24 protein-coding genes and 2 pseudogenes are annotated in these 21,851 nt (G+C 58.4%); 9 read left to right on the top strand and 17 right to left on the bottom strand.

Features of this window, described 5'->3' with window-relative positions; all coding sequences use genetic code 11:
- Nucleotides 1–149 precede the first annotated feature (149 nt).
- Nucleotides 150–845 (bottom strand): YggS family pyridoxal phosphate-dependent enzyme, encoded by a 696-nt coding sequence (locus EO087_RS00420; RefSeq protein WP_205744396.1) that lies wholly within the window; start codon nt 843–845, stop codon nt 150–152.
- Between the two features lie 7 nt (nt 846–852).
- Complete coding sequence (locus EO087_RS00415) at nt 853–2,274, bottom strand: M20 family metallopeptidase (RefSeq protein WP_128897126.1); 1,422 nt, start codon at nt 2,272–2,274, stop codon at nt 853–855.
- A gap of 233 nt (nt 2,275–2,507) precedes the next feature.
- On the opposite strand from EO087_RS00415, the gene EO087_RS00410 reads away from it, so the two are divergent.
- The 3 genes from EO087_RS00410 (at nt 2,508) to EO087_RS00400 (ending at nt 5,653) form a co-directional block, all read left to right on the top strand.
- Nucleotides 2,508–2,867 (top strand): helix-hairpin-helix domain-containing protein, encoded by a 360-nt coding sequence (locus tag EO087_RS00410; RefSeq protein ID WP_128897125.1) that lies wholly within the window; start codon nt 2,508–2,510, stop codon nt 2,865–2,867.
- 550 nt (nt 2,868–3,417) lie between these two features.
- A complete protein-coding gene (locus EO087_RS00405; RefSeq protein WP_164931722.1) occupies nt 3,418–4,398 on the top strand; it encodes a DUF6531 domain-containing protein in 981 nt (326 codons plus the stop codon).
- Complete coding sequence (locus EO087_RS00400) at nt 4,379–5,653, top strand: RHS repeat protein (RefSeq protein WP_164931721.1); 1,275 nt, start codon at nt 4,379–4,381, stop codon at nt 5,651–5,653. Before EO087_RS00405 ends, EO087_RS00400 begins: the two co-directional genes overlap by 20 nt.
- A 27-nt stretch (nt 5,654–5,680) precedes the next feature.
- Here EO087_RS00400 and tnpA (EO087_RS00395) read toward each other — a convergent pair whose 3' ends face one another.
- The gene (gene tnpA, locus EO087_RS00395; protein WP_128897122.1) at nt 5,681–6,112 is read right to left on the bottom strand and encodes an IS200/IS605 family transposase; all 432 of its coding nucleotides are present in this window, start codon (nt 6,110–6,112) and stop codon (nt 5,681–5,683) included.
- A 155-nt stretch (nt 6,113–6,267) separates the two neighbouring features.
- Between tnpA (EO087_RS00395) and EO087_RS00390 the strand changes: the two genes are divergently transcribed.
- The 3 genes and pseudogenes from EO087_RS00390 to istB all read left to right on the top strand — a co-directional run bounded on the left by EO087_RS00390 (nt 6,268) and on the right by istB (nt 8,878).
- The gene (locus EO087_RS00390) at nt 6,268–6,516 is read left to right on the top strand and encodes an RHS repeat protein (RefSeq protein WP_128897121.1); all 249 of its coding nucleotides are present in this window, start codon (nt 6,268–6,270) and stop codon (nt 6,514–6,516) included.
- Between the two features lie 59 nt (nt 6,517–6,575).
- A pseudogene (istA, locus tag EO087_RS00385) lies at nt 6,576–8,103 on the top strand (IS21 family transposase).
- A 13-nt stretch (nt 8,104–8,116) separates the two neighbouring features.
- A complete protein-coding gene (gene istB, locus EO087_RS00380) occupies nt 8,117–8,878 on the top strand; it encodes an IS21-like element helper ATPase IstB (RefSeq protein WP_128897120.1) in 762 nt (253 codons plus the stop codon).
- 48 nt (nt 8,879–8,926) lie between these two features.
- Here the strand turns inward: istB and istA (EO087_RS00375) are convergent.
- Nucleotides 8,927–10,176, bottom strand: a pseudogene (gene istA, locus EO087_RS00375) (IS21 family transposase); the annotation flags it as partial.
- A gap of 209 nt (nt 10,177–10,385) precedes the next feature.
- Here istA (EO087_RS00375) and dbpA point away from each other — a divergent pair.
- Both dbpA and EO087_RS00365 read left to right on the top strand, forming a co-directional pair.
- The gene (gene dbpA / locus EO087_RS00370; protein ID WP_128897119.1) at nt 10,386–11,765 is read left to right on the top strand and encodes an ATP-dependent RNA helicase DbpA; all 1,380 of its coding nucleotides are present in this window, start codon (nt 10,386–10,388) and stop codon (nt 11,763–11,765) included.
- A gap of 88 nt (nt 11,766–11,853) precedes the next feature.
- Nucleotides 11,854–12,339, top strand: a complete 486-nt coding sequence (locus tag EO087_RS00365) for a GyrI-like domain-containing protein (protein WP_128897118.1) — start codon at nt 11,854–11,856, stop codon at nt 12,337–12,339.
- Between the two features lie 629 nt (nt 12,340–12,968).
- Here EO087_RS00365 and tnpA (EO087_RS00360) read toward each other — a convergent pair.
- Nucleotides 12,969–13,400 (bottom strand): IS200/IS605 family transposase, encoded by a 432-nt coding sequence (tnpA, locus tag EO087_RS00360; protein ID WP_128897117.1) that lies wholly within the window; start codon nt 13,398–13,400, stop codon nt 12,969–12,971.
- Between the two features lie 120 nt (nt 13,401–13,520).
- Complete coding sequence (locus EO087_RS16515; protein WP_128897116.1) at nt 13,521–13,694, bottom strand: reverse transcriptase domain-containing protein; 174 nt, start codon at nt 13,692–13,694, stop codon at nt 13,521–13,523.
- A gap of 56 nt (nt 13,695–13,750) precedes the next feature.
- Between EO087_RS16515 and EO087_RS00350 the strand changes: the two genes are divergently transcribed.
- A complete protein-coding gene (locus tag EO087_RS00350; RefSeq protein WP_128897115.1) occupies nt 13,751–14,047 on the top strand; it encodes a hypothetical protein in 297 nt (98 codons plus the stop codon).
- A 237-nt stretch (nt 14,048–14,284) separates the two neighbouring features.
- Here the strand turns inward: EO087_RS00350 and EO087_RS00345 are convergent, their stop codons facing one another.
- The 11 genes from EO087_RS00345 to EO087_RS00300 all read right to left on the bottom strand — a co-directional run bounded on the left by EO087_RS00345 (nt 14,285) and on the right by EO087_RS00300 (nt 21,824).
- Entirely contained in the window at nt 14,285–15,763 is a 1,479-nt protein-coding gene (locus tag EO087_RS00345) for a ShET2/EspL2 family type III secretion system effector toxin (RefSeq protein WP_128897114.1), read from the bottom strand.
- 270 nt (nt 15,764–16,033) lie between these two features.
- Nucleotides 16,034–16,294: a hypothetical protein gene (locus tag EO087_RS00340; RefSeq protein ID WP_128897113.1), complete on the bottom strand. Its 261-nt coding sequence runs from the start codon at nt 16,292–16,294 to the stop codon at nt 16,034–16,036.
- Nucleotides 16,291–16,689 carry a hypothetical protein gene (locus EO087_RS00335; protein WP_164931720.1) on the bottom strand — a complete coding sequence of 133 codons (399 nt, stop codon included), beginning with the start codon at nt 16,687–16,689 and terminating at the stop codon, nt 16,291–16,293. Before EO087_RS00335 ends, EO087_RS00340 begins: the two co-directional genes overlap by 4 nt.
- A complete protein-coding gene (locus tag EO087_RS00330; protein ID WP_128897111.1) occupies nt 16,686–16,925 on the bottom strand; it encodes an amino acid ABC transporter substrate-binding protein in 240 nt (79 codons plus the stop codon). The genes EO087_RS00335 and EO087_RS00330 overlap by 4 nt, the downstream gene beginning before the upstream one ends.
- A 2-nt stretch (nt 16,926–16,927) precedes the next feature.
- Nucleotides 16,928–17,092, bottom strand: a complete 165-nt coding sequence (locus tag EO087_RS16080; protein WP_164931719.1) for a hypothetical protein — start codon at nt 17,090–17,092, stop codon at nt 16,928–16,930.
- A 71-nt stretch (nt 17,093–17,163) separates the two neighbouring features.
- On the bottom strand, nt 17,164–17,601 hold the full coding sequence (locus EO087_RS00325) for a glucosaminidase domain-containing protein (protein ID WP_205744395.1): 438 nt from the start codon (nt 17,599–17,601) through the stop codon (nt 17,164–17,166).
- Nucleotides 17,602–17,618: 17 nt separating this feature from the next.
- A complete protein-coding gene (locus EO087_RS00320; protein WP_128897109.1) occupies nt 17,619–17,855 on the bottom strand; it encodes a hypothetical protein in 237 nt (78 codons plus the stop codon).
- A 75-nt stretch (nt 17,856–17,930) separates the two neighbouring features.
- Complete coding sequence (locus EO087_RS00315) at nt 17,931–18,476, bottom strand: hypothetical protein (protein WP_128897108.1); 546 nt, start codon at nt 18,474–18,476, stop codon at nt 17,931–17,933.
- Nucleotides 18,477–18,488: 12 nt separating this feature from the next.
- Complete coding sequence (locus tag EO087_RS00310) at nt 18,489–20,201, bottom strand: hypothetical protein (RefSeq protein WP_128897107.1); 1,713 nt, start codon at nt 20,199–20,201, stop codon at nt 18,489–18,491.
- A 71-nt stretch (nt 20,202–20,272) separates the two neighbouring features.
- The gene (locus EO087_RS00305) at nt 20,273–20,614 is read right to left on the bottom strand and encodes a hypothetical protein (RefSeq protein WP_128897106.1); all 342 of its coding nucleotides are present in this window, start codon (nt 20,612–20,614) and stop codon (nt 20,273–20,275) included.
- A 76-nt stretch (nt 20,615–20,690) separates the two neighbouring features.
- Nucleotides 20,691–21,824 (bottom strand): baseplate J/gp47 family protein, encoded by a 1,134-nt coding sequence (locus tag EO087_RS00300; protein ID WP_128897105.1) that lies wholly within the window; start codon nt 21,822–21,824, stop codon nt 20,691–20,693.
- Between the last annotated feature and the right edge of the window lie 27 nt (nt 21,825–21,851).

Genomic DNA, 21,851 nt, shown 5'->3' with positions numbered 1-21,851 from the left:
CCTGTCGTTCGAAAAACATGCGAAAGTCGTGACAAAGGCTAACTATATGAATTAATTAACAAATAATTCATGACTGACAACAAGTTTAAGCGAATGCCTCTGAAATTTTCAGGCAATCTTTAAGACCGAAAGCGTGATGAAAATCACACTCATGTGTAGGAACGGCTACCAAAAATGGCGGTTCCGATCCTCACCTCAGTCGCGCCCTCGGCAATCGCGAGAGCGAAATCAGAGCTCATGCCCATCGACAACCGAGGCAACTCGTGTCCCTCAGCCACACAACTGTCGCGCAGCTCGCGCAGGGTTCGGAAGCAGGCCCGCACCTCGTCCATCTCCTCGGACAGGGTCGCCAGCGTCATCAAACCACGCACACGCAGCGTGGGGTAGGCGCGTAACTGGTGCAGGAAGGCTGGCAACGCCTCGCCCGGCAGGCCAGACTTAGTGTCCTCGCGCGCTGTCTTCACCTGCACCAGCACATCCAGGCTACGGCCCTCAAGCTGCAAGCGGCGATCCAGGATCTGGGCCAGTTCCAGTCGGTCCAGCGATTGCACCTCGCTGGCCAATCGGGCGACGTCCTTGGCCTTGTTGGTCTGCAGATGGCCGATCACGACCCATTCGACCGGCTCGCCGGCCAGTGCCCCAGCCTTGTTCCGAACCTCCTGCACTTTGTTCTCACCAAAGCGCCGCAGTCCCACGGCCATGGCAGCACGAATCGTGTCCACGCCAAAGGTTTTGCTGACCGGCAGGATGGTCACCGCCGCCGGATCACGTCCGGCGGCGCGGCATGCCTCGTCGACCCGACGGCGCACGGCTATCCAGTTCGCAGCCAGTTGCGCGACATCCATCAGCAGATCAGCCCTTGCCCTGTTCGAAGTGGCGAGCCACCACATCGGCCACCACCATCGAAACCTTCTTGCCAGTGGGAATATGGATGAATTCGTTAGGACCATGCGCGTTGGAATGCGGACCGAGCACCCCGGTGATCAAGAACTGCGCCTGCGGGAACTTGCTGCCCAGCATGCCCATGAACGGAATCGAGCCGCCCTCGCCCATGTAGGCTGCCTGCCTGCCGAAATACTGCTCAGATGCGCCAGACACCGCTTTTTCCAACCACGGCGACAACTGCGGCGCATGCCAGCCACTGCTATCTTTTTCCAGCTTAAAGCTGACCTTGGCGCCGTACGGCGGATCTTTCTCTAACAACTGCTTCACGAATTCACCCGCCTTCGCCCCATCAAGCGTCGGCGGCACACGCAGGCTGAGTTTTACCGAGGTTTGGGGGCGCAGCACGTTGCCAGCGCTTTCCAGCGGCGGAATGCCCTCCACGCCGGTTACCGCAAGCTGCGGACGCCAGGTGCGGTTGAGCACCAGTTCGGGGAGATCGTCCGTCACCGGGTGCATCCCATTGACGAGCGGGAATTTGCTGTAGATCTCCTTGCCCAGTACGCCAGCCGCCGCCTTGGCCTGCTCGATGCGCTGCGGCGGAATCTCCACGTACAGCTCTTTCGGCTTGATACGACCGGTTTCCGGATCTTCCAGGCGCGAGAGCAACTCACGCAGGATACGAAAGCTGGACGGCACCACACCGGACGCATCGCCCGAGTGCACACCCTCTTCCAGCACCTGCACCGTCAACTCCCCACCAGTCAGGCCACGCAACGACGTGGTCAGCCAAAGCTGGTCGTAGTTGCCGCAACCGGAATCAAGGCAAACCACCAGCGATGGATTGCCAATACGGGAAGCGAGGTGATCCACGTAATACGGCAAGTCGTAGCTGCCCGATTCCTCACAGGCTTCAATCATGATCACGCAGCGCGCGTGCGCAATGCCTTGCTCCTGCAGCGCCAGCAGTGCGGCCAGCGAACCGAAGATCGCGTAACCATCGTCCGCACCTCCGCGACCGTAGAGCTTGTCGCCCTTCAATACCGGTGTCCATGGGCCCAAGCCCTCTGACCAACCCGTCATTTCAGGCTGCTTGTCGAGATGGCCATAAAGCACCACCGTATCGTCGCTCTGACCCGGCACTTCCATATAGATCAGCGGTGTGCGGCCCTCCAGCCGCACCACCTCGAGCGTGGCACCGGGCAGCAACGGCAACTTGGTGCGCACCCAGGTTTCCATCAGCTTCACGGCCGCATCCATGTGACCATGCGCCACCCAATCTTTATCGAACATCGGCGATTGGTTGGGAATCCGGATGTAATCCATCAGTTGCGGGACGATTTCAGCATCCCAGAGATCACTGACGAAGCGGGTCATACGCGCGGCATCCATACGGACTCCATGGCGGAAGTGAAAAAGCGATTCTAGCAACCCTGTTTCACCTCAATAGGTGAAGGACGGCAACGTGCGCACAGCGCCCGCATGCAAGCGCTGACAACAAAACTCGCTTCAGGCAAGCACGTATGCACGTGCTTCACCGACTGGGAAGGCGCACTCGCAATGGCGCAAAGTGACATGGCGGCACGGAAAAGGCCGCAACTTTTCGATCAAGGGAGACATCAAACATGTTCAAGAAAATCGTTGTCATCGCCGCACTGGCGTTCGCGTTTGCCTTGCCGGCCCTCGCCGCCACGCCGGTGAACATCAACACGGCCGACGCCGAAACGATCGCCAAATCGCTGGATGGCGTCGGCCTGGCCAAAGCCAAGGCCATCGTGGCCTTCCGCGAGGAACACGGCCCGTTCAAGAGTGCCGACGACCTTGCCCAAGTGAAGGGCATCGGCCAAGCCACGCTACAGAAGAACCACGACGCCATCCTGCTCAGCGGCGAAAACACCACCAAGGCTGAGGGCGAGGCACCAGCCAAACCCAAGCACGCCAAGAAAGCCAAGCCGGCAGCCGAGGAGGAATCCGCGCAACACTGATGTTGATCAGACCTTGTGACACCCCTCCCCAGCGTCAGCAGGGGAGGGGTGCATTCACTGAAACCGAATGCCATCAAGAACCGATCAATTTTTGATCATCCGATACGCCCCACCTACTTAAAGTCCGTGCTGTCGCATGCCGATACCCTTAAGGCCATCCGATTACGCACATCTTTTTTCGGAGTTGAACCCTTTACCTCTTTTCGTACGCCATCGCTCGCCACCCCCATGACGGCGAGCATGACGTTTTGCGGGCCACCCTTTCATGACAACTATGCGTACCATAACGATGGCACGTCCCCTACGATATCGGTGGCACTCGCCAAATGGTGGGCGCAATACCAGATGGATGGGCCGAGTGCTTTTCCAGGGTGTTCCTACTCGGCCACGCCCGATGCGCCGGGCCAGGCCATCGGCTAGTTTCGATTTTGTATGTCACGTTGAGTGCGTGCTCGATCTAGGTTGGCATACTCTTTGTAAGAATAGACCCACCGTTTTTAGTAAAACGACAAGGCGGCCAACGCTTTGGTCGATAGTGAGCCGTTATGCGATGGTTTGTTTGCTGCTATGCCTGTTGGGTGTGGCGCTAAACGCGCGTGCGGATCACGCTCCCATCAACTATTTCGCCAGCACCAATTACAATCAAGATCCGTCGACCCAGCGTTATCCTTCTGCAGTAGCAGCGCTTGAGGCAGGCTGGCCTTGGTATGCGCAGCAAAGCGCATGCGGAACACACCCCATTTTTCCCGTTTTTCTGGGGAATGCGCGAATGAGGCATGCCGCGGACTACTCTGATGGGGATTTTTGGGAACCTTATTCCGAGCACCGATTGTGTAGTTCCGGTGAGATATCAAACCCACCGTCCTACACCCTGGACAATATCACCGAGCAATGGTCTTCCTGTACTTCGCCGCCAGCACCTGCCTACCGTTATCCTGGGATCTCTTGTCCTTCTCCGACGGGCACTGACATTCAAAAGTCACGTGGAAAGTCGGATTGCTCGTGTGGCGACCCTATTGACGTCGGCAGCGGGAATGTCTACGAGACTAAAACGGAATACCAAGGAAGCGGTCCATTCCCCTTGGAGTTGACGTGGACCTATAACAGCACAGGGAATAGCGGCTCTACATCACAAACTGAAATGGTGCTCGGCACCCATAGATCGCTGAACTATTTACGAACCGTGCGGGCATACAGCATGCCTGGCACAACCTTTGTCTCAGCCTACGTGACACGACCCGACGGCAAAACCTATATCGCGGACTACGCGAATGGTGTGTGGACGTTGGACGCAGATGTTGACGGCTCGCTCACATCCACGCAGGACAGCAATGGCAATTTTATTGGTTTCACTTATTTGAATGAGAAAGGTGAAACCGAGACCTACGATGCATCCGGAAATTTACTGTCGATGGCAGATCGAAACGGCTTTACGCAAACAGTGACGCGTAATAGTGCGGGTCAAATCGCCAGCGTGCAGGATGCACGAGGACGCACGCTTACGTTTGCCTATGACTTATACGTTTGGTAGCAACGGCAGAGTTGCAACGGCCACTGACGGTCTAGGCAATATTACGGCGTTTAGTTACGACAACGCCAACCTGCTGTCTCAGCGAGTTGATGCACAAGGAGCAAGCACCCAGCGCACCACCACCCTTCTTTGGAACGATGCCTTGAGGTTGCCGCTGACTCGCTCCGTGGCCAACGCCAGCGGCACCGTCATCAGCTCCACCCAATGGGTCTACCACACCACCGGCCAAACCCTGGCTCGCTGCGACATCGATCCGACTAACAGTGCGGCATCAGGTTATAGCTGTAGTACGACGGGCACCGTCCCCGCTGGCGTGCGCCGCAGCACCTACACCTACTGCACCGCCGTCGACACCGTGCAGTGTCCGTTGGTCGGCTTGCTACTGACCGCCACCGGTCCGCGCACCGATCTCACCCAAACCACCACCTACCGCTACTACATGACCGGTAGCGCGACGAACTGCGGCACGCCGGGCGCGGCCTGCTACCAAGCCGGCGATCTGCACACCGTCACCGATGCCCTGGGCCACGTCACCACCCTCGCTTCCTACGATGCCGACGGCCGCATCACGCGCATCACCGACGCCAACGGCGTCAACACCGATATGACCTACACCCCGCGCGGCTGGCTCGCCTCGCGCACGGTCGGCGGCGCGACGACTAGCTTCACTTACATGCCCTACGGTGCCGTACAAACCGTCACCGATCCGGATGGCGTCACCACCACTTACGGCTACGACACCGCACATCGCCTCACCAAAATCACCGATGCGCTCGGCAACACCATCCAATACACCCTGGACGCCGCCGGCAACCAAACCGCCGAACAGGTCCATGACGCCACTGGCACCTTGCACAAAAGCCTCACCCGCAGCTTCAACACCTTGGGCCAGCTCACCACGGTGATGGATGGCCTCCACCACACCATCTTCGATGCAAGCGCCGGCACCAGCTACGACGCCAACGGCAACCTGGTGCAAAACAGTGACGGTTTAGGTATCCAGCGCCAGCAAGGCTACGACGCCCTCAACCGCCTGGTGCAGACAATCGACAACTACAACGGCAGCGATACCACCACCCAGAACACCACGACGGCGTATCACTACGACAGCTTGGATCGCCTCACCCAAGTCACCGATCCCAGCGGCCTCAACACCACCTACAGCTACGATGGTCTGAGCGATGCGACTGGCCAAGTAAGTATCCCCCGGCAAAGCCGGGGGCTTTATTGGGTGAGCCCCTCAAAGGGGCGATAACAGCGTGAGCCGCCTGAAGGCGGCGGGCTACACGCCCAGCTTCATCTGTTCGTAACGTTCATCCTCTTGCTCTTGGTTTCGGATGTATGCCCTCACCATCGCTTCGTCCAAGCCCACCGTCGAGACGAAATAGCCTCGTGCCCAAAACGACTCCCCAGTGAAGTTTCGATTCCGTCCTCCGAACTTGCGCGCAATGGTGATGGCACTCTTACCCTTGAGGTAACCCACCACGTTCGACACTGCATACTTCGGCGGAATGCTGATGCACATGTGAATGTGGTCGCTCATCAGGTGGCCTTCCACAATCTGCGATTCCTTGTGCGAAGCCAACTCGTGGAAGACCTCGCCCAAGTGCTTGCGTAACTCTCCAAACACCTGCTTCTTTCTCCGCTTGGGAATGAACACCACGTGGTACTTACAGTCCCAACGGGCATGACTCAAGCTTTGATACTCTTTCATCGTGAACCTCGTCTCTTGGTCGAGATTTCAGGTTCACTACGACCGCCGTATAGGTCAAACCTTGGTGAGTCCCCCGGCAAAGCCGGGGGCTTACCTCATTCTGAGTTAGCCCTGACACTGGCACCACCAGCCAGACCTTCGATGCGACAGGCAACGTGCTGACGAGCACGGATGCCAAGGGCATCACCGCTGCCATGACCTATGACGCCCTGAATCGCCTGCTGACGGTCAGCTACCCCGACAACACCCAGCACATCACCTACGCGTATGATGAGGCTAACAGCATCACCGGGTGCAGCAGTGCGTATTCCGACGTTAATCGGCCACTGATTCCGAGCCAAATCGGCCACCTATTCCGACGCAAATCGGCCACCCATTCCGAGAGGAATCGGCCACCCGGTTGAGGCCCTGCACGGACCACCCATCGGGCACCCTCGCCGCTTTAACCCAAGCGAGCCGAGCGATGCCCAAAGAGAGGTTGTCCATGCGCAAGATCCGAGAGGTTCTGCGGCTTACCGCCGCCAGTCTGTCCGCCCGACAGATCGCCAGCAGCGTGGGCATCGCCTGCAGCACGGTCAGTGACCTCCAGCGACGCGCCATCGCCGCCGGCGTGAGCTGGCCGCTGCCTGAGGAGGTCGACGAGGAAGCGCTGACGCATCGCTTGTATCCACCGTCCCCGACACGTGAAACGACCCCGGCGCCACGACCGGACTGGCCGGTGGCGCATCGTGAATTGTCGCGCAAGGGCGTGACCTTGATGCTGCTGTGGCAGGAGTACAAAACGTTGCATCCGGACGGCTGGCTATCAGTACAGCCGTTTTGCCGATCTGTATCGTGAGTGGGCCGGCACGCGCGAAGTGGTACTGCGTCAAACCCACATGCCTGGCGACAAGCTGTTTGTCGACTATGCCGGGCAGACGATGGGCATCGTCGACCGTCGCACGGGCGAGTTACGACAAGCGCAAATCTTCGTCGCGGCGCTGGAGCATTCAAGCTACCTCTACGTCGAAGCGACGTGGACACAAACAGCACCCGATTGGCTGGCCTCGCATGTGCGTGCGCTGGAATTCTTCGGTGGCGTGCCGGCTGCCATCGTGCCGGACAATCTCAAGTCCAGTGTACTCAAAGCTCATCGCTACGATCCGGATATCAATCCCTCGTATCAGGATTGGGCTGAGCACTACGCCACCACGATCTTGCCCGCTCGCGTCAGAAAACCCCGTGACAAGGCCGTCGCCGAGTCCAGCATTCTGGTGGTCGAACGACGCCTTCTTGCGCCCTTGCGCGAGCAGACGTTCTTCTCGCTCAACGAGGGCAATGCCGCGATCCGGCCGCTGCTGGAGGAGCTCAATCGTCAACCTTTCCAGAAGCGCGAAGGCAGCCGTCATGGCGTATTCGATGCAGTGGAAAAGCCTGCCTTGAAACCGCTGCCCGGCACACGTTACGAATACGCCGAGTGGAAGAAAGCCAAGGTGCATCTGGACTACCACGTCGAAGTGGATCGTCATCGTTACTCGGCGCCGCATGCGCTCACCGGCCGCACCGTTGACGTGCGACTGTGCGTATCCAGCGTGGAGGTTTATCTGCGCGGTGCGCGTGTGGCGACCCATCCGCGCTCCGACATGCGCGGCGGGTTTACAACCTGCCCCGCGCACCGCACGGCAGGTCATGCAGCCGTCGCCGAACTGACGCTCAGCCCGTTGTTGGTGCGCGCCGAGACGATCGGGCCGAACACCGTCGGCGTCCTGAAAAGCCAGATGCACATGCGCAAACACCCCGAGTATGCCTTGCGCGCCTGTCTGGGCATTTTGCGCTTGGCCCATGACTTCTCGCCGCTGCAACTGGAAGCCGCTTACAAACAGGCACTCGCACACAACAGCACCAGCTATCGCGCCATTCGCGCACTGATCAAGCACGCCTTGCCGCAAACCGAATTGACGCTGGACTTGCCCGAACATGCCAACGTGCGCAGGCCTTCTTACTACCACTGACGGAGACCTCACGATGTTGCTCAATCCCTTGATCGAACAATTGCAGGCACTACGCTTGCGCAGCATGGCGGCGGCGCTGACTCACCCGCTGGCTTCGACCCACGCCGATGGCTTGCCCTTCGAAGATCGATTGGCTTTGCTCGTCCAGCACGAAGTCGCCGACCGCGACACGCAACGACTACATCAACGTCTGCGTTGGGCCAAGCTTGGCCAAAACGCCAGCCTGGAGGATCTGGATATACGTACCTCACGCGGCATCGATCGTCGCTTGCTCGCCAAGCTCACCACGCTGGCCTGGCTCAAGGAGCACCTCAACGTACTCATCACCGGTCCCACCGGCGTGGGTAAAAGTTATCTGGGTTGCGCACTCGCGCAGGCGGCGTGTCGTGCCGATTACGCCGTGCGCTACTTCCGCGTCCCACGCCTGATCGAAGAGCTGACCAAGGCCAGCATCGAATCACGCAAAAGCACTTACTTCCGAGCGCTCGCCAAGGTCGACTTGATCGTCCTTGATGACTTCGCATTGACACCGCTCGCCGATGCCAACCGCCGTGACTTGCTGGAGATTCTCGATGACCGCTACGACAGGAAATCGACGTTGATCACCAGTCAGTTACCCGTCGAGCAATGGCACATGTATCTGGGTGATCCGACCCTCGCCGACGCCATTCTCGACCGCCTCGTCCACAACAGCTACCGCGTCGCCCTCAGCGGCGACTCCATGCGTAAACGGACCGACCCAGCTGTAGCCTCGATCTCCGCCGCCATCCCATAATCCAACCACCCCGTGCTCAGCCCGCCAGGGTGGCCGATTCACCTCGGAATACGCAGGGCCACGCAAGTTGGCGTGGTCCGGCGTGACCCAGGCGGTCTGGGTGATAGCGCTGGGCAAGGGTTGCTGATCGAGGTGGTTGGGCAGGATCGACTGCACGGATTTGCGTGTGCGCGAACCGATCGCCCACGTCCGTGTGCAGGCGGCTTCCAGGCGGGTGTGGCCGTACTGGCGCGCGAGCGCCAGCAGTCCCAGGCAACTGCGATGGCCCATCTCCGGATGCGGCCGTTCGGTCAGCAGGTGTTCGACCCGTTGACGGGTCGCCACACCGATGTCGGCGGCCCAGCGCAGGAAGCGTCCGGGTGTCCATTTCCGATGGGCACGATGGGCGGCCGGCATGTGGTCGGCGACCGTGGTGTGGCGTCCGCGCGCCGGGGAACGGACGTGGCTGGCGATGCGTTGGCCGGCATGCAGGATCTCGACGGTGGTGTCGGTGATGCGCGCCTCGACGGTCTTGCGTACCAGGCTATGCGGCACGCTGTAGTAATGGCCATCGACCTCGATGTGGTAATCGATGTTGACCTTGCACGGCTTGAAGCGCGCCAGCTCATAAGGGTTGCGCCGGCAAGGGCATCAGGGCGGGACGGTCGATCGTCTCGAACCACGAACGGCGCGAGCCGTCGAGCTTCTTGAACGGCCGTGCATTCAAGTCCGTCAGCAGGTCGGCGATGGCGTGATTGAGCGCGCTGAAGGTAAAAAAGCACGGATGGCGCAAGCGCGCGAGGATCCAGCGCTCGACCACCTGCACGCCGACCTCGACCTTGGCCTTGTCCTGCGGGCGTCGTGGGCGGGCCGGCAGGATCGCCATGCCGTAATGCTCTGCACACGCCTGCGTGGCACGGTTGAGCGCGGGCTCGTAGCGATCCGGCTGGGTGATCAGCGCGCGCGGATTGTCAGGTACCACCAGCGCCGGCACGCCACCAAAAAATGCCAACGCCTGCGTCAAGCCGCGCAGCCAGTCGATCTGCGTTTCGCCCGGTGTGGCGCAGGCATAGGTGAAACTGGACGCACCCAGCACGGCCACGAAGATGTGCGCACGCCGCAGCTCGCCGGTGTCGGGGTTGACGACGCCCAAGGTGGGGCCGGCGTAGTCGATCGGCCACCGCACGTGTCACGTATTTGCTGACCACGCCCTTGGACAGGCCCAAGGCCAAGGCGAGGCGTTCGTGCGACAGGTCGCACTCCAGCTTCAGTCGAAGACATTCTTTGATCTTGCGCATAGCTACTCGCGGGGTCGGCATCGCCACTCCAAAAAACTGTGGAGGATGCCGTTGCGTTGAAGTTATGCACAACGAGGGGCGCGTTTCGGTAAGCCGTGACCGCTCATTTCGGTGACCCTCAAAAATCGGTCACGATCAACCGAAACGGACGGTCACGGTTTACCGAAATGATCGGTCACGCCTTGCCGAAATGGGTGGTCACGATGGGCCGAAATACGCAATTATGTGGGATGACTTCCTTTCATACCCTGCCCCTCAAAGCCGCCTTGCTGGCCAGCGTCGACACGCTTGGCTACAACCGTATGACGCCGATCCAGGCGCAAAGCCTGCCAGCTATGCTGGAAGGCCGCGACGTGATTGCCCAGGCACAAACCGGCAGCGGTAAGACCGCGGCCTTCGGCCTGAGCCTGCTGCAATCGTTGAGTGTGGAAATGATCCGCCTGCAAGCGCTGGTGCTGTGCCCTACCCGCGAGCTGGCCGACCAAGTTAGCAAGGCGATCCGCAAACTCGCTGCGAACATTCCCAACGTGAAACTGCTCACCCTGTGCGGAGGCATGCCGCTGGGGCCGCAATTGGCGTCGCTGGCGCATGATCCGCACATTGTGGTCGGCACGCCAGGTCGCGTGCAGGAGCACCTCAAGCGCGGCAGCCTGCATGGCGGCGGCATCAAGGTGCTGGTGCTAGATGAGGCCGATCGTATGCTGGACATGGGCTTCAGCGAGGCCATCGACGATATTGTCAAACGCATTGCTAAACATCATCAGACGCTGCTGTTCTCCGCCACCTATCCGGAAGAAATCCGCAACGCCAGCCGACGCCTGCAACGCGATCCGGTCGAGGTGACGGTGGAAGCACCACAAGAAACCCAGCCCGCGATCGAGCAGCAATTCATCGAGGTGGAATCGGCGCGTAAGTTGGACGCCTTGGCGCAACTGCTTACCGGCGAACGTGGCCAGCATGCGCTGGTGTTCTGCAATATGCGCCGCGATGTGGATGCGATTGCCGAGGAACTGGATCGCCGTGGCTTTTCCGCGCTGGCCTTGCACGGCGACATGGAACAGCGTGATCGCGACGAGGTGCTGGTGCGCTTTGCCAATCGCAGTTGCGCCGTGCTGGTCGCTACCGATGTAGCCGCCCGCGGACTGGACATCAACGCCTTGCCGTTGGTCATCAGCTACGACATGGCACACGATCCGGATACGCATACGCATCGCATCGGCCGTACCGGACGCGCAGGTCAATCCGGTCTGGCAATGTCGCTATGCACGCCGCGCGAGCGGCCCAAGGCGGACAACATCGAACAAGTGCTAGGCACGCCACTGACGTGGCATCCACTGAAGTTTTCGCCGCCGCGCGGCAAGACATTGAATCTCGCGCCGATGAAAACGCTGGTGATCGATGCCGGCCGCCAGGACAAGCTTCGCCCCAGTGACATCCTTGGGGCGCTGACGGGAGACGCTGGCCTCAACGCCAGCGACATTGGCAAGATCGACGTGTTCACCACGCGCGCCTATGTCGCCATCCGTCGCGAACTAGCAAACAAGGCCATGGAGCGATTGCGTGCCGGCAAGATCAAAGGACGCAACTTCCGAATCAGACCACTGGGCTGAGGAAGTGTGAAAAGGCCCCTCACCCAGATTCATCACTCATGCGCACTTCCCTCCGCACCAACGTTTTTCCGAGCTGAGGAACTAGCATATGCCAAGCAAACTGCAAGCCCGCCAGATCAGACTGGTGGATGTCGAAGAAATCCCCATCGCCGTGTTCGAACATCGCGGCGACCCGAACCTTTTAGGTGACTCCATCCGCCAATTCATCGAATGGCGCAAGCAACGTCATCTTCCGCACGGCCGGCATGCGACGTTCAACATCCTCTATGACGACCCGTGCGAGGTAGCACCATCAAGCTATCGCTTCGATCTGTGCGTGGCCATAGACCAAGCCATCGAGGACAATTCATTCGGGATCGTCAGCAAAACCATTCCCGCTGGTCGCTGCGCAGTATTGCGGCACGTAGGTTCGGATGACACGCTGGGTCAATCCGTGGCGTACCTCTATTCGGAATGGTTGCCGCAAAGCGGCGAGGAATCACGCAATTTCCCAGTCTACCTGCAACGCGTGTGCTTCTTTCCAGACGTGCCGGAACACGAGGCCATCGTGGATATCTTTCTTCCGATCCGATAGTTCGTCGACAAAATCGCCACAGAAAAGCCCCAAAAGCCTTTGTTTTTATAGGCTTTTGGGGCTTTTTGTAGAGCAACCGGGAGTAGTCGGTTTTATGTCATGGTGCCCAAGGGGGGCACCTGAAAATGGCTTAGCAATGCGGCTTCAAACGTTTTTGCACGTAATTTATGCGTAGGAATTTCAAGGTGGCGGGCTTGAGTCCCCCCGTGAGACTCAAACTAAGTCGTCAACTATACGTCTCACCGCGCGGCCTTTGTTATTACCTGATTCCGTGACCTCCTAACGCGCAGTGCGCATGGCCTCTAGGTTTGCGAGTGATCTTTGACTCACCCAGCGGGTGAGTGGGTGATCTCACGCAAAGCAAACGGGCATGCGGGGTGCGAGTAAGTATCCCCCCGGGGAGAGTAGACCCCGGGAGTTTCACCCGGAGTCTCTCGCAAAACCGTACATGAACCTCTCAGCTCATACGGCTTCCATTACCCAACCTAAATCCAATGGCACTAACTTAAGCCGCACTTCGCTCGAATACTGCGAAAAATCCATGGCCGTCGTCCCGGCAAAGCCGGGGGCTTTATTGGGTGAGCCCCTCAAAGGGGCGATAACAGCGTGAGCCGCCTGAAGGCGGCGGGCTACACGCCCAGCTTCATCTGTTCGTAACGTTCATCCTCTTGCTCTTGGTTTCGGATGTATGCCCTCACCATCGCTTCGTCCAAGCCCACCGTCGAGACGAAATAGCCTCGTGCCCAAAACGACTCCCCAGTGAAGTTTCGATTCCGTCCTCCGAACTTGCGCGCAATGGTGATGGCACTCTTACCCTTGAGGTAACCCACCACGTTCGACACTGCATACTTCGGCGGAATGCTGATGCACATGTGAATGTGGTCGCTCATCAGGTGGCCTTCCACAATCTGCGATTCCTTGTGCGAAGCCAACTCGTGGAAGACCTCGCCCAAGTGCTTGCGTAACTCTCCAAACACCTGCTTCTTTCTCCGCTTGGGAATGAACACCACGCGGTACTTACAGTCCCAACGGGCATGACTCAAGCTTTGATACTCTTTCATCGTGAACCTCGTCTCTTGGTCGAGATTTCAGGTTCACTACGACCGCCGTATAGGTCAAACCTTGGTGAGTCCCCCGGCAAAGCCGGGGGCTTACCTCATTCTGAGTTAGTGCCATTGAACCTAAATCTCCATCAGGCGCCAGTGCACGAACCACTGCGGATGCGCCATCTTCTCACTGTGACAGTGAACCACTGCATCATCGGCATAACGGGCGAAAGGACATGACGGGTATAGGCGTTGCATCCAGGTATCGAATACATAGTGCATGAACAGGTTCATCAAGAGTGGACTCATAATGCCTCAAACATCGCCTCAATCTGGAACATGTCTCGGGTCTGTCGCAACTGGCCGTGATGCAGGATCTGGACGCCAAAGTCATGTGCGACAACCTGCATTCGTTAGTCACGGCCAAGGCTCACAAAGAGGCCCATTTGCCGGAAAAGCGCAGAATCAACCGCAGCTATGCCATGACCGCCTTTCGGTCGGTGTTGTCGGCGATTCTGTTGGGGCATGACATCGGCAACCGTCTCCGTAACGTGCTGGATCTCATTGCACGGCGAACCTTTGTGCATCGACCGGGTAAGTCCAAGTCGCGGGACCGGCATCGGCCCAAGCCGCATAAGCCCACCGGTTACAAGGCGTGTTGAGGGGCGTTAACTTGGGTGGATTGATCAACAATCCCTTCGCGCGAACGATCGCGAGATATGCGGCTGCACGCAAGCATGGAAATGCTCCCGGCGATGCCTGCAAGCGTCGGTGAAAAGACCGTGCGCTGCGGTGAGTGGTTCTTTTCCTGACATCAGATAGCTGAGTGCGTCATCATCATCGTGCTGATCGCCTCCTTGGACGGGCAAGCGGAATCATGCCGAGGAGGGGGCACGGAATCAGGTAAAAGTTGCGCATAACTCCGAGTATGCGACTTTCGCCTTATCATCGCTGCTGTGTTTCATGGCAGTTTGTTCACATGATCTCCCAGACGGACTTTTTGCTTTGCGCAGCTCAGCGAAGAACGGGGCTTGGTCTTCCTTGGGTAATAGCTTGAGTAACTTACCGTATGCTTTGATCGCCTCGGTATGGCCCATTCGCAAGGCTACAAAAAGCCCCGGTACACCGTCCTTATCTTTTGCAGCGAGTAGTGTTGATTGCGTTGCCACATCTAACTGAGCGAAGTCCCTGTCCTTAGACAGGTTGGCCAGATCCACCGAGAAGTTTTCGGCCAGAAGGTGCCATATCACGGTCGGCGAAAGTTTTTCACAGCGACTGGTCAATGCTCGTCCTTGGCTTGTTTGCAAAGGCGGCTGTCCTGTGGTCTGATCGCTGCACACATACACCATCGCACAGTTATCATCTCCAAAAATATCCTGGTAAAATGAATCATGTTGACCATCCCATTCGATATAGCCCCGCAAGGTCCGGCCTTCTAACTTGGCTAGCTTATCTCCCTCCTTACATTCCTCAGAACGTACAGAGCGATCCGTAGAGTTGGGCTCATAAAACGAGACAACATAGACGTTTTTGTCGGCAGGCCGTTTCACAAGCATTCGAGTGGCCATCGAATGGTTAGTCGACTCGACCAGCAGGGCACGTACCTTAGTACCATTTCCAGACCCGTGTTCGATCTTTTTGAATTGCTCACTCAGCAACTTGCCAAACTCATCAGCATCGACCAGGTGCCCTTCTTGGGCATAAAGCTTCATCTTTATCCAATCAGCGTCGGTCCCGTGTGTGGACACATGCTGAGTGATGCCGTCGACAGAACTGTATTTTTTTAAGTCGACTTTGCCAGCCTTAGTATGCATGGCGTCGTAGGCAAATTGGACCGATAAATTGCGGCACAAGGCGGTTTTCTGCGGTTTGCCAGTTGACGCATGGAGAGGAGCCTCGCCGTTTAGGTTCGTTGGCGGGGAGTGCTTATGCTTTTTAGGCAGATACGGCACGCTTTTATCAGGCGCCATTTTTTTCCGTATCAGCTTCAAAAGGTATGTGAGGCCTGGTACGCCGGAAGGCCCTCTCGTTCTTGGGGTTGTTGCCTGATCGGGTGGACCCGCATTTTCGTATTTGATTTGATCCGCTTTGATTTGATCCGCGGCAAACGCGGCGATGCACCTTCTTTCGGTGATCGTCCCAGTGACCACGTCGAAAAAGTCGTGGACAGCCGACTTAAAGAGGGCCCATCGATCTCCTAATTGCTTTACCGTAATTCCTTTCTTTACCGTATCTCCTTGAACTTCAGTGACAACGGAAACCTTAAATTGGCGGCCATCGCGTTCTAGAACGGTAGATTCCGGGGTATTATTAAGGGCGTTGGCCTCTTCGTGGCTAACGGAGAACCTCATGGAGGCGAAGTCGATGTTTTTTAGCATACCAATGTTTTACACCTGATTCCGTGAGCTCCTGACTCGCACCCCGCATGTCCGCTTGCTTTGCGTGAGATCACCCACTCACCCGCCGGGTGAGTCAAAGATCACTTGCAAAGCAAGCGGACATGCGGGGTGCGAGTCAGGAGCTCACGGAATCAGGTTACAGATTCAGTAAATAACCCATTATCTCTTCGCTAAATAACGCTGACGATCCAGTGTTTACCTGAGGTTTTGTGCATCCAGGACACCAACGCGTTGCAGGAAAGTGCCGTCTCACTGACACGATTCGATAACCGCGAGTAACTGCCTCTCGTAGCCCATCCGCTGCAAACGCTCGGCACGCAACGCCGTCATCTGACCCCAGACGTCGCTACCCAGTGGCAGCGCATCTATCGCCCACGCAGGGGCCTGGGGCAGCGTTACCTTGCATGGCATTGGCATCGGCACTTTCACCGTTACCGGGACGAAAGGATGCACCGACTTGATGCCACAGCCACCCAAGGCCAAAGCGGCCATCAAAATGATTCGCTTCATTTTTGCTCCCTCTCCTGTTCGAGTTCGACATCGAAGGCAGCAGAAGCGGCAGCGCATTCATCTGCACTCGCTGGCCGACTCGCAAGGATGACAGCCGCCTTCTGCTGATAGGCCTGCGATGCACCCAACGCCGTTCGCTGTGCATCTTCCGCTGCCTGCTCGCGCTGCTTAGCCAGCTTCAGAGCGTCGTCGATCGCAGCGTTCTGCTGTTTCACTACCGCGCGCATTTGCGCGTTGACCGTTTGGTACTGACCGATTTGCTGCTGCGCGTCGGCAAGCAGCGGCGCATAGTGATCACTGCAGACTCGATAGCCAAGCCATGCACCGATGCTGGCGAGCCCGAGCACCCGCAGTAGTGCCGCACCGATACGCAACCACGAAATACCTGGAATCATTGCTTCGGCTCCGTCCTTGCTTTCATCGAAAGGGACCAGCCGCCGGCGGCCAGCACGGCGCCGACACCGAGGCCGTAGTGCTCAAGGTCGAATGGCCGGCTAGTGATGAAACTTGCGATGGCCAGACCCATGCCGACCATGAAGGCGAGTACCCACAACAATCGGCCGATGTCGTAGGTCTGGTTGTCGGCACCGGTCAGGCAGTGCCGGGTGAATGTCGCGAGGGTCTGCCACATGCTTATGGCTCATCCGGAGAAAAGACGAAGCTGACACTTCGTGAAAATCCCTGGAACGGCCAGGTCGGACCGGTGCGGTGGTGGATACCGTGTGTCGCTGAGCGGTGGAACTTCGCCATCAACGACAGCATGTTGTGCAGGCTGTCGACGAATATGGGTATATCCATGAGGTGCTCCAGAAAAAGGAAAAGCCTCCCGAAGGCGGCTTGGTGGTGTGCGGCTTGGTGGACGCGCGCGGCTACGCGAGATCGAGTGCGGCCAGGTGGTATGCGCGAATCACTTCGATGATTTTTGTGGTGTACTGAGGATCGGTGGCATAGCCAGCTGCAGCGACTGCGCGCGCGAAGCTCTCGCCGTCATGGTGTTCGAACGCTGGCTTATAGCGTGGGTTGTTGAGCAGAAACGAAGCATGGTCGGCCATGCAGCCAGACCAATTGGCATACTTGCGCCAACTCGCTGGCACGATTACCCACTGGCCGCGCAGAAACTCCCGCGTACGCATGGTGAGTGTTCCACCCTTCCACGAAGCATCGGCTTTTACGCCGAACAGGTTGCACCCATCACGCGCAAGGGCCGAGGTGCCCCAGCCTGATTCGAGTGCGCCCTCGGAGACCACGAACGACGCAGGAACACGCGTCGCATGCATAGACGCCTGCGCGGCCGGCGCAATAGCCATGATGAAATCCGACGGCTTCATACCTTGTCCGCCTTCTCTTCGAGCTTGTCGAAAATCTTGTCGAGTTTCTGATGTACGGGCTCGAACGCCTCCTTCATGTCTTCCTTGAGGACGTATTCCCTCGGCAACTCTGCACGCAGCTTCGCGAAATCGGCGCGCAATTCCTTGACTGCCCCCCACAGCTCACGCGCTACCCAGCCAAGCACCGTCAATGCGGCACCCAGGACAATGTCAAATGCGGTTTTGTATTCCATGCATCTCCTTCCCGATTTCGGGCATGAAAAAGGTCACTCGATGGCGGCCTGAATCGGAACTGCTTGAACGGTTCGCTACGACCAGACAATGGCTTCCACAGCGCTCATCGACGTTGCCGCGTTGATCTTGGAAACGAGGTTCGCGTATTTGGACTGCTGAGCCGAACGGTATTTGTTCCAGTCGGTCAACACCTGTGTCACCTGTGCTGCCGTATGTCCAGTCAAAGCCCAGGTGTCACTACTAGACGCGCACCAGAGCGAACCACCCTGGCCCGCCTGAGCGATGCTGACGAGATTGGCTTGGTCGGTCGCATTGGATCCATACGTAGTGACCGATGCCCATGCCGACGATGTGAAACCACTTTTGATGGCCATCGCGCACGCGGCACAAATCAGCGCAATCTGCGACTTCTTACTTTCATCTAACGTTGGGGCCGGAGGCTGAGCGATAACGGGATTGCCCGCGTTGTCACTTTGAATCACCGCCACATCAGACTGCGCCGCGATCAAGCTTTGGTACGTGGCATGCGGGACTTCCACGATATCCTTAGGCAGCGCTGAATTCGGATAAATGGCGTCGTCATAAAACCCTTTCTGAGACGCCGAATAGTAGATGGTCATGCAAGAACTCCTTTAGTAGCCAAAGGCCAACCACCTGATCGTCGCTTGCGCGTTCTTTGCGACAAGCGTGCCAGTGTTTGACGAGTGGGGGTTACACCAAACCGTGTATTGAGAATTTGACGCGGGAGAAACACCGGTGGTCCATGTTGTATTCCCGGTGTCACTTGAAACCATGTTCAAGCATCCGTTCGGAAACGTCGTAGGGAAATTGGCCGTAGCCATCGTTGCTGTGCTCGTAAGTCCAACCACTCCCCACTGCAAAATAATGTATCCCGTTGGACTGCTAGGGTCTGGGATCTTTTTGTAACCATTCGCCATCAACGATGAGCCGAAGGTCGATGAGAAGGCGTTTAGCGCAGAGCCACTTACCAGCTCCCAATTTGAATTCGCATTCGCAGTCAGCGTAGACAAAATCGCGGAGTCGCAGGCGGCAATGGAAATGCTAGCCCAAGGTGCAGCACCTGCAGCAATGCTGCCTGCGTCGCCCGATTGCACCGTCACCGAATAGATATTTTGATTAAGAATGGCAATCTGACTTCCGATGGGCTGATTTGCCGTCGGAGGCAGCGTCAGTGTTATAGGTCCGGCGTTTTGGGTGACAACGAGGAGCGCCCCGATGTGGTTTGCGCCAAGCACAGTGTTAGCTGATAACTGGATGGTGTTAGAAAACTGGGCACCCGCGGCTTTAAGAAAAGCAGTTGTCACCAACTTCGTGCTGCTGTCGAACTGCGCGGGCGTAGAACCATAGGAACCGTGACCCAGCGGCGTTGCCCCATTCGTCCAAACGAGATGCAACGCGCTCGCCGTAGCGTTGACACAAAGCAGTGCGCCGCCGCCAGCGATAAGCTCGCCACCTTGCAGCACAGCACCTCCTGCGCCCTGGATCGGAAGGGTGACAATGCCAGCCGCAGTTGGCACAGCGAGCGTGCTTTGACCGGTATTGGTCGCCTTGATGCTCCCCAGGCTGATGAACATGCCGGGCGGAAGCGCCGCGGGCTGCGGGGCAAGATTCGCGACGTATGCGTTGGCAGCTCCGGTGTCAATCGCATAGTTCATTGTCCCTTGCTGCATTAGCTGCAACACGTTCGTCGGCAGCACGCCGGTCGTCACTGCTTGGATGTTGGTCGCTGTGATCGTTGCCTGGCCGTTCGCGACTGTTACAACCGCGAGGGCGATGTAACCAGGATCGAGGGCAGGGGCGACCTGCGAGCCCGTCGCGGCGGCGATGCCCGCTTTTGCCTGAAGAAAGACCTGTCCATCGCGCTGCGTCGCCTGCTGCTCGCCCGGATTGCTAGGCGGACCATTGAACGCCTGATTGATGTTGCCGCTGTTGAAGTACGGCAGCACGATGTTGTTGCCGTCGACTTCCTGGTATGTCGCTTCGATGAGATAACACTGCGAGTAGCCGGCCGTGCTTGGCGGCGCAATCGCGATCGTCACCGGCTGCAACTGGATACCCTGTTTTACGCAGGTGTCCATCGTATCTGCGGCAAGCGAGCTGTATGCCGTGTTATCGATGTTTTCGAGTTGATAGATCTCACCGGCACCCATCTGCACGGACAAGCTCGCGGGCTGCGTCGGCGTGACGGCGAGGCCATTCACAAGACCGCCCGTGCCGAGCACCGCGCCAGCGAGTTTGCCGAGCGCGATCATCACATTGCGATTGGTATTGAGTAGGTCCGTTTCGAGCGGCACTTGGCCGGGATAGACGATTTGGCGGCGCATGGGTTCTCCAGGCAATAAAAAAGCCCGTGCAGTGGGGGCTGAGGTGGTTTTCGAGTTGTCGGTTGAGCGAATCAGCTTGCGATGCGGACCCAGACGATCGTGCCGGCCGGCTTCACCGCGTCGACCGCAGCAAAGATGGCCGCATCGCTGACACCGGCCGTGATCAGGGATAGCGAGCTGTAGCCGCCAGCAACGCCGTAGCCACCTGCTGGACTGTCATAGCCGGCCATGCCGGCGACGCCCTGCGCACTGAAAGGCCGAAACGCGATGACGAAGGCCTGGTAGGGCAGCAACAGCGAACCGTAGGCGCCTGCCACGCCGTAGCCGCCGTTCGGCGCGCCATAGCCGCCGCAGTCTGCTGGCCGAGTCGGTTCGATGATCACCGGCGCTCGGTCGGTGAGTTGGGTCAGCACCAGCACAATCGCGTGCCGCGTCGCTTTTTCGCGGAACAGGTTTGCCAGAATCCGCGTTTGGAACGAATCGTCCGTTTCACCGGTTTGCCTTGGCAGCGACAGCCCGAAGAAGTCGGTGCTGATTCGTCACGACAAGATCAGCGGTCCCGCCATTGAGCGTGAGGCCGGTGATATTGGTGACCCCTGGCGATGCGTCATAGGCCACCTGGGCGAGTCTGGTGTACGCACACGTCTGGCCAAGCGTCAGGGACGCGAGATAGGTCTGCGTCGCCGCTTGCACTGCCGCTTTCGTCGCTACGGGGTCATAGCCGGAGGCCACCGTGACATACATGACCACGTTGGCCGTCATCGTGACAGGCGCGAAGACGGCGAACGACACGGTGAAGGGTCTCACCGCGTCGATCGCGTTGTAAGCCGTCGAGAGGAACGTGGAACTCGGGTGGCCGGAGCCATCATCCACAACGACATAGAAGAAACCGAGCTGCGCGATGCCGTTGTACGCCTGGTTCTCGACCAGCGTGTAGCTGACACCGGTCTGCATCGACAACAACGCGTTGCCTATGGCGGTTTTCGTCGCCCGGGAAAGGCTGCCCAAGTAGGAAATGAAGCGGGTACGGAAAGCAGCATCGGTTTCCGCGTTTTCGCCGTTCGCGAATGGCGACGGATTCGTCACCGTGTCGACGTAGGGCAATGCTTGGCCGACCTGGCTGATCGAACCGGCCGATACATTGCCACCGGTGCCGGCCGTCACCGCCATCACCGTCGCGGAGATGCTGCGGGTTCCCGCGGGGATGATGTAGGCATTCAGCGCCGCATTGAATGCCGCTTGCGTCGCATCGGCGATCACCGTGAACGACTGTGTGCCGTCGCCGGTTTGGACCTGCGTGCCCACCGCAATAGTCGCCTGCATGGTCGGCGTAAAGCGCGCGAAGGTGACCTGCCCCGTCGCCGGTGTCGCCTGGATGCGTGTCAGGCCATAGTCGGCCATCCAACTGTCCAGGTCGAAGCCAGTACATAGCGCCGCGCGCGTCGTGTTGAGCAGCACCAGGATCAGCGATTGCAGCCAGATCACTACTGCCGAAATGGCTTCGGATACGGCGAGCAGTGCCGAGCCTTCGGAGAAGTCCAGCAGCGCGCGCACCCTGCCCTGTATCCCTGTCGCGATATCGCTGACGATCTGGGTGAAGCTCTTGGATGTGATAGGAGGCATGTCCGAAGCCGGAAACGGAAAAGCCCC

This window comes from Dyella sp. M7H15-1, from assembly GCF_004114615.1.
Taxonomy (GTDB): domain Bacteria; phylum Pseudomonadota; class Gammaproteobacteria; order Xanthomonadales; family Rhodanobacteraceae; genus Dyella_B.
This window is presented reverse-complemented; position numbering and strand designations above follow the sequence as displayed.

Coding starts and splice junctions, on each gene's coding strand:
- EO087_RS00320 (WP_128897109.1), bottom strand. CDS start 17,855: ATGGAATACAAAACCGCATTTGACATTGTCCTGGGTGCCGCATTGACG.
- EO087_RS00335 (WP_164931720.1), bottom strand. CDS start 16,689: ATGATTCCAGGTATTTCGTGGTTGCGTATCGGTGCGGCACTACTGCGG.
- EO087_RS00420 (WP_205744396.1), bottom strand. CDS start 845: ATGGATGTCGCGCAACTGGCTGCGAACTGGATAGCCGTGCGCCGTCGG.
- EO087_RS00345 (WP_128897114.1), bottom strand. CDS start 15,763: ATGCTAAAAAACATCGACTTCGCCTCCATGAGGTTCTCCGTTAGCCAC.
- EO087_RS00310 (WP_128897107.1), bottom strand. CDS start 20,201: ATGCGCCGCCAAATCGTCTATCCCGGCCAAGTGCCGCTCGAAACGGAC.
- EO087_RS16515 (WP_128897116.1), bottom strand. CDS start 13,694: ATGAGTCCACTCTTGATGAACCTGTTCATGCACTATGTATTCGATACC.
- EO087_RS00410 (WP_128897125.1), top strand. CDS start 2,508: ATGTTCAAGAAAATCGTTGTCATCGCCGCACTGGCGTTCGCGTTTGCC.
- EO087_RS00325 (WP_205744395.1), bottom strand. CDS start 17,601: ATGGCTATTGCGCCGGCCGCGCAGGCGTCTATGCATGCGACGCGTGTT.
- EO087_RS00365 (WP_128897118.1), top strand. CDS start 11,854: ATGCCAAGCAAACTGCAAGCCCGCCAGATCAGACTGGTGGATGTCGAA.
- EO087_RS00300 (WP_128897105.1), bottom strand. CDS start 21,824: ATGCCTCCTATCACATCCAAGAGCTTCACCCAGATCGTCAGCGATATC.
- EO087_RS00400 (WP_164931721.1), top strand. CDS start 4,379: ATGACTTATACGTTTGGTAGCAACGGCAGAGTTGCAACGGCCACTGAC.
- EO087_RS16080 (WP_164931719.1), bottom strand. CDS start 17,092: ATGGATATACCCATATTCGTCGACAGCCTGCACAACATGCTGTCGTTG.
- EO087_RS00405 (WP_164931722.1), top strand. CDS start 3,418: ATGGTTTGTTTGCTGCTATGCCTGTTGGGTGTGGCGCTAAACGCGCGT.
- EO087_RS00330 (WP_128897111.1), bottom strand. CDS start 16,925: ATGTGGCAGACCCTCGCGACATTCACCCGGCACTGCCTGACCGGTGCC.
- dbpA (WP_128897119.1), top strand. CDS start 10,386: ATGACTTCCTTTCATACCCTGCCCCTCAAAGCCGCCTTGCTGGCCAGC.
- tnpA (WP_128897122.1), bottom strand. CDS start 6,112: ATGAAAGAGTATCAAAGCTTGAGTCATGCCCGTTGGGACTGTAAGTAC.
- EO087_RS00340 (WP_128897113.1), bottom strand. CDS start 16,294: ATGAAGCGAATCATTTTGATGGCCGCTTTGGCCTTGGGTGGCTGTGGC.
- EO087_RS00415 (WP_128897126.1), bottom strand. CDS start 2,274: ATGGATGCCGCGCGTATGACCCGCTTCGTCAGTGATCTCTGGGATGCT.
- istB (WP_128897120.1), top strand. CDS start 8,117: ATGTTGCTCAATCCCTTGATCGAACAATTGCAGGCACTACGCTTGCGC.
- EO087_RS00315 (WP_128897108.1), bottom strand. CDS start 18,476: ATGACCATCTACTATTCGGCGTCTCAGAAAGGGTTTTATGACGACGCC.
- tnpA (WP_128897117.1), bottom strand. CDS start 13,400: ATGAAAGAGTATCAAAGCTTGAGTCATGCCCGTTGGGACTGTAAGTAC.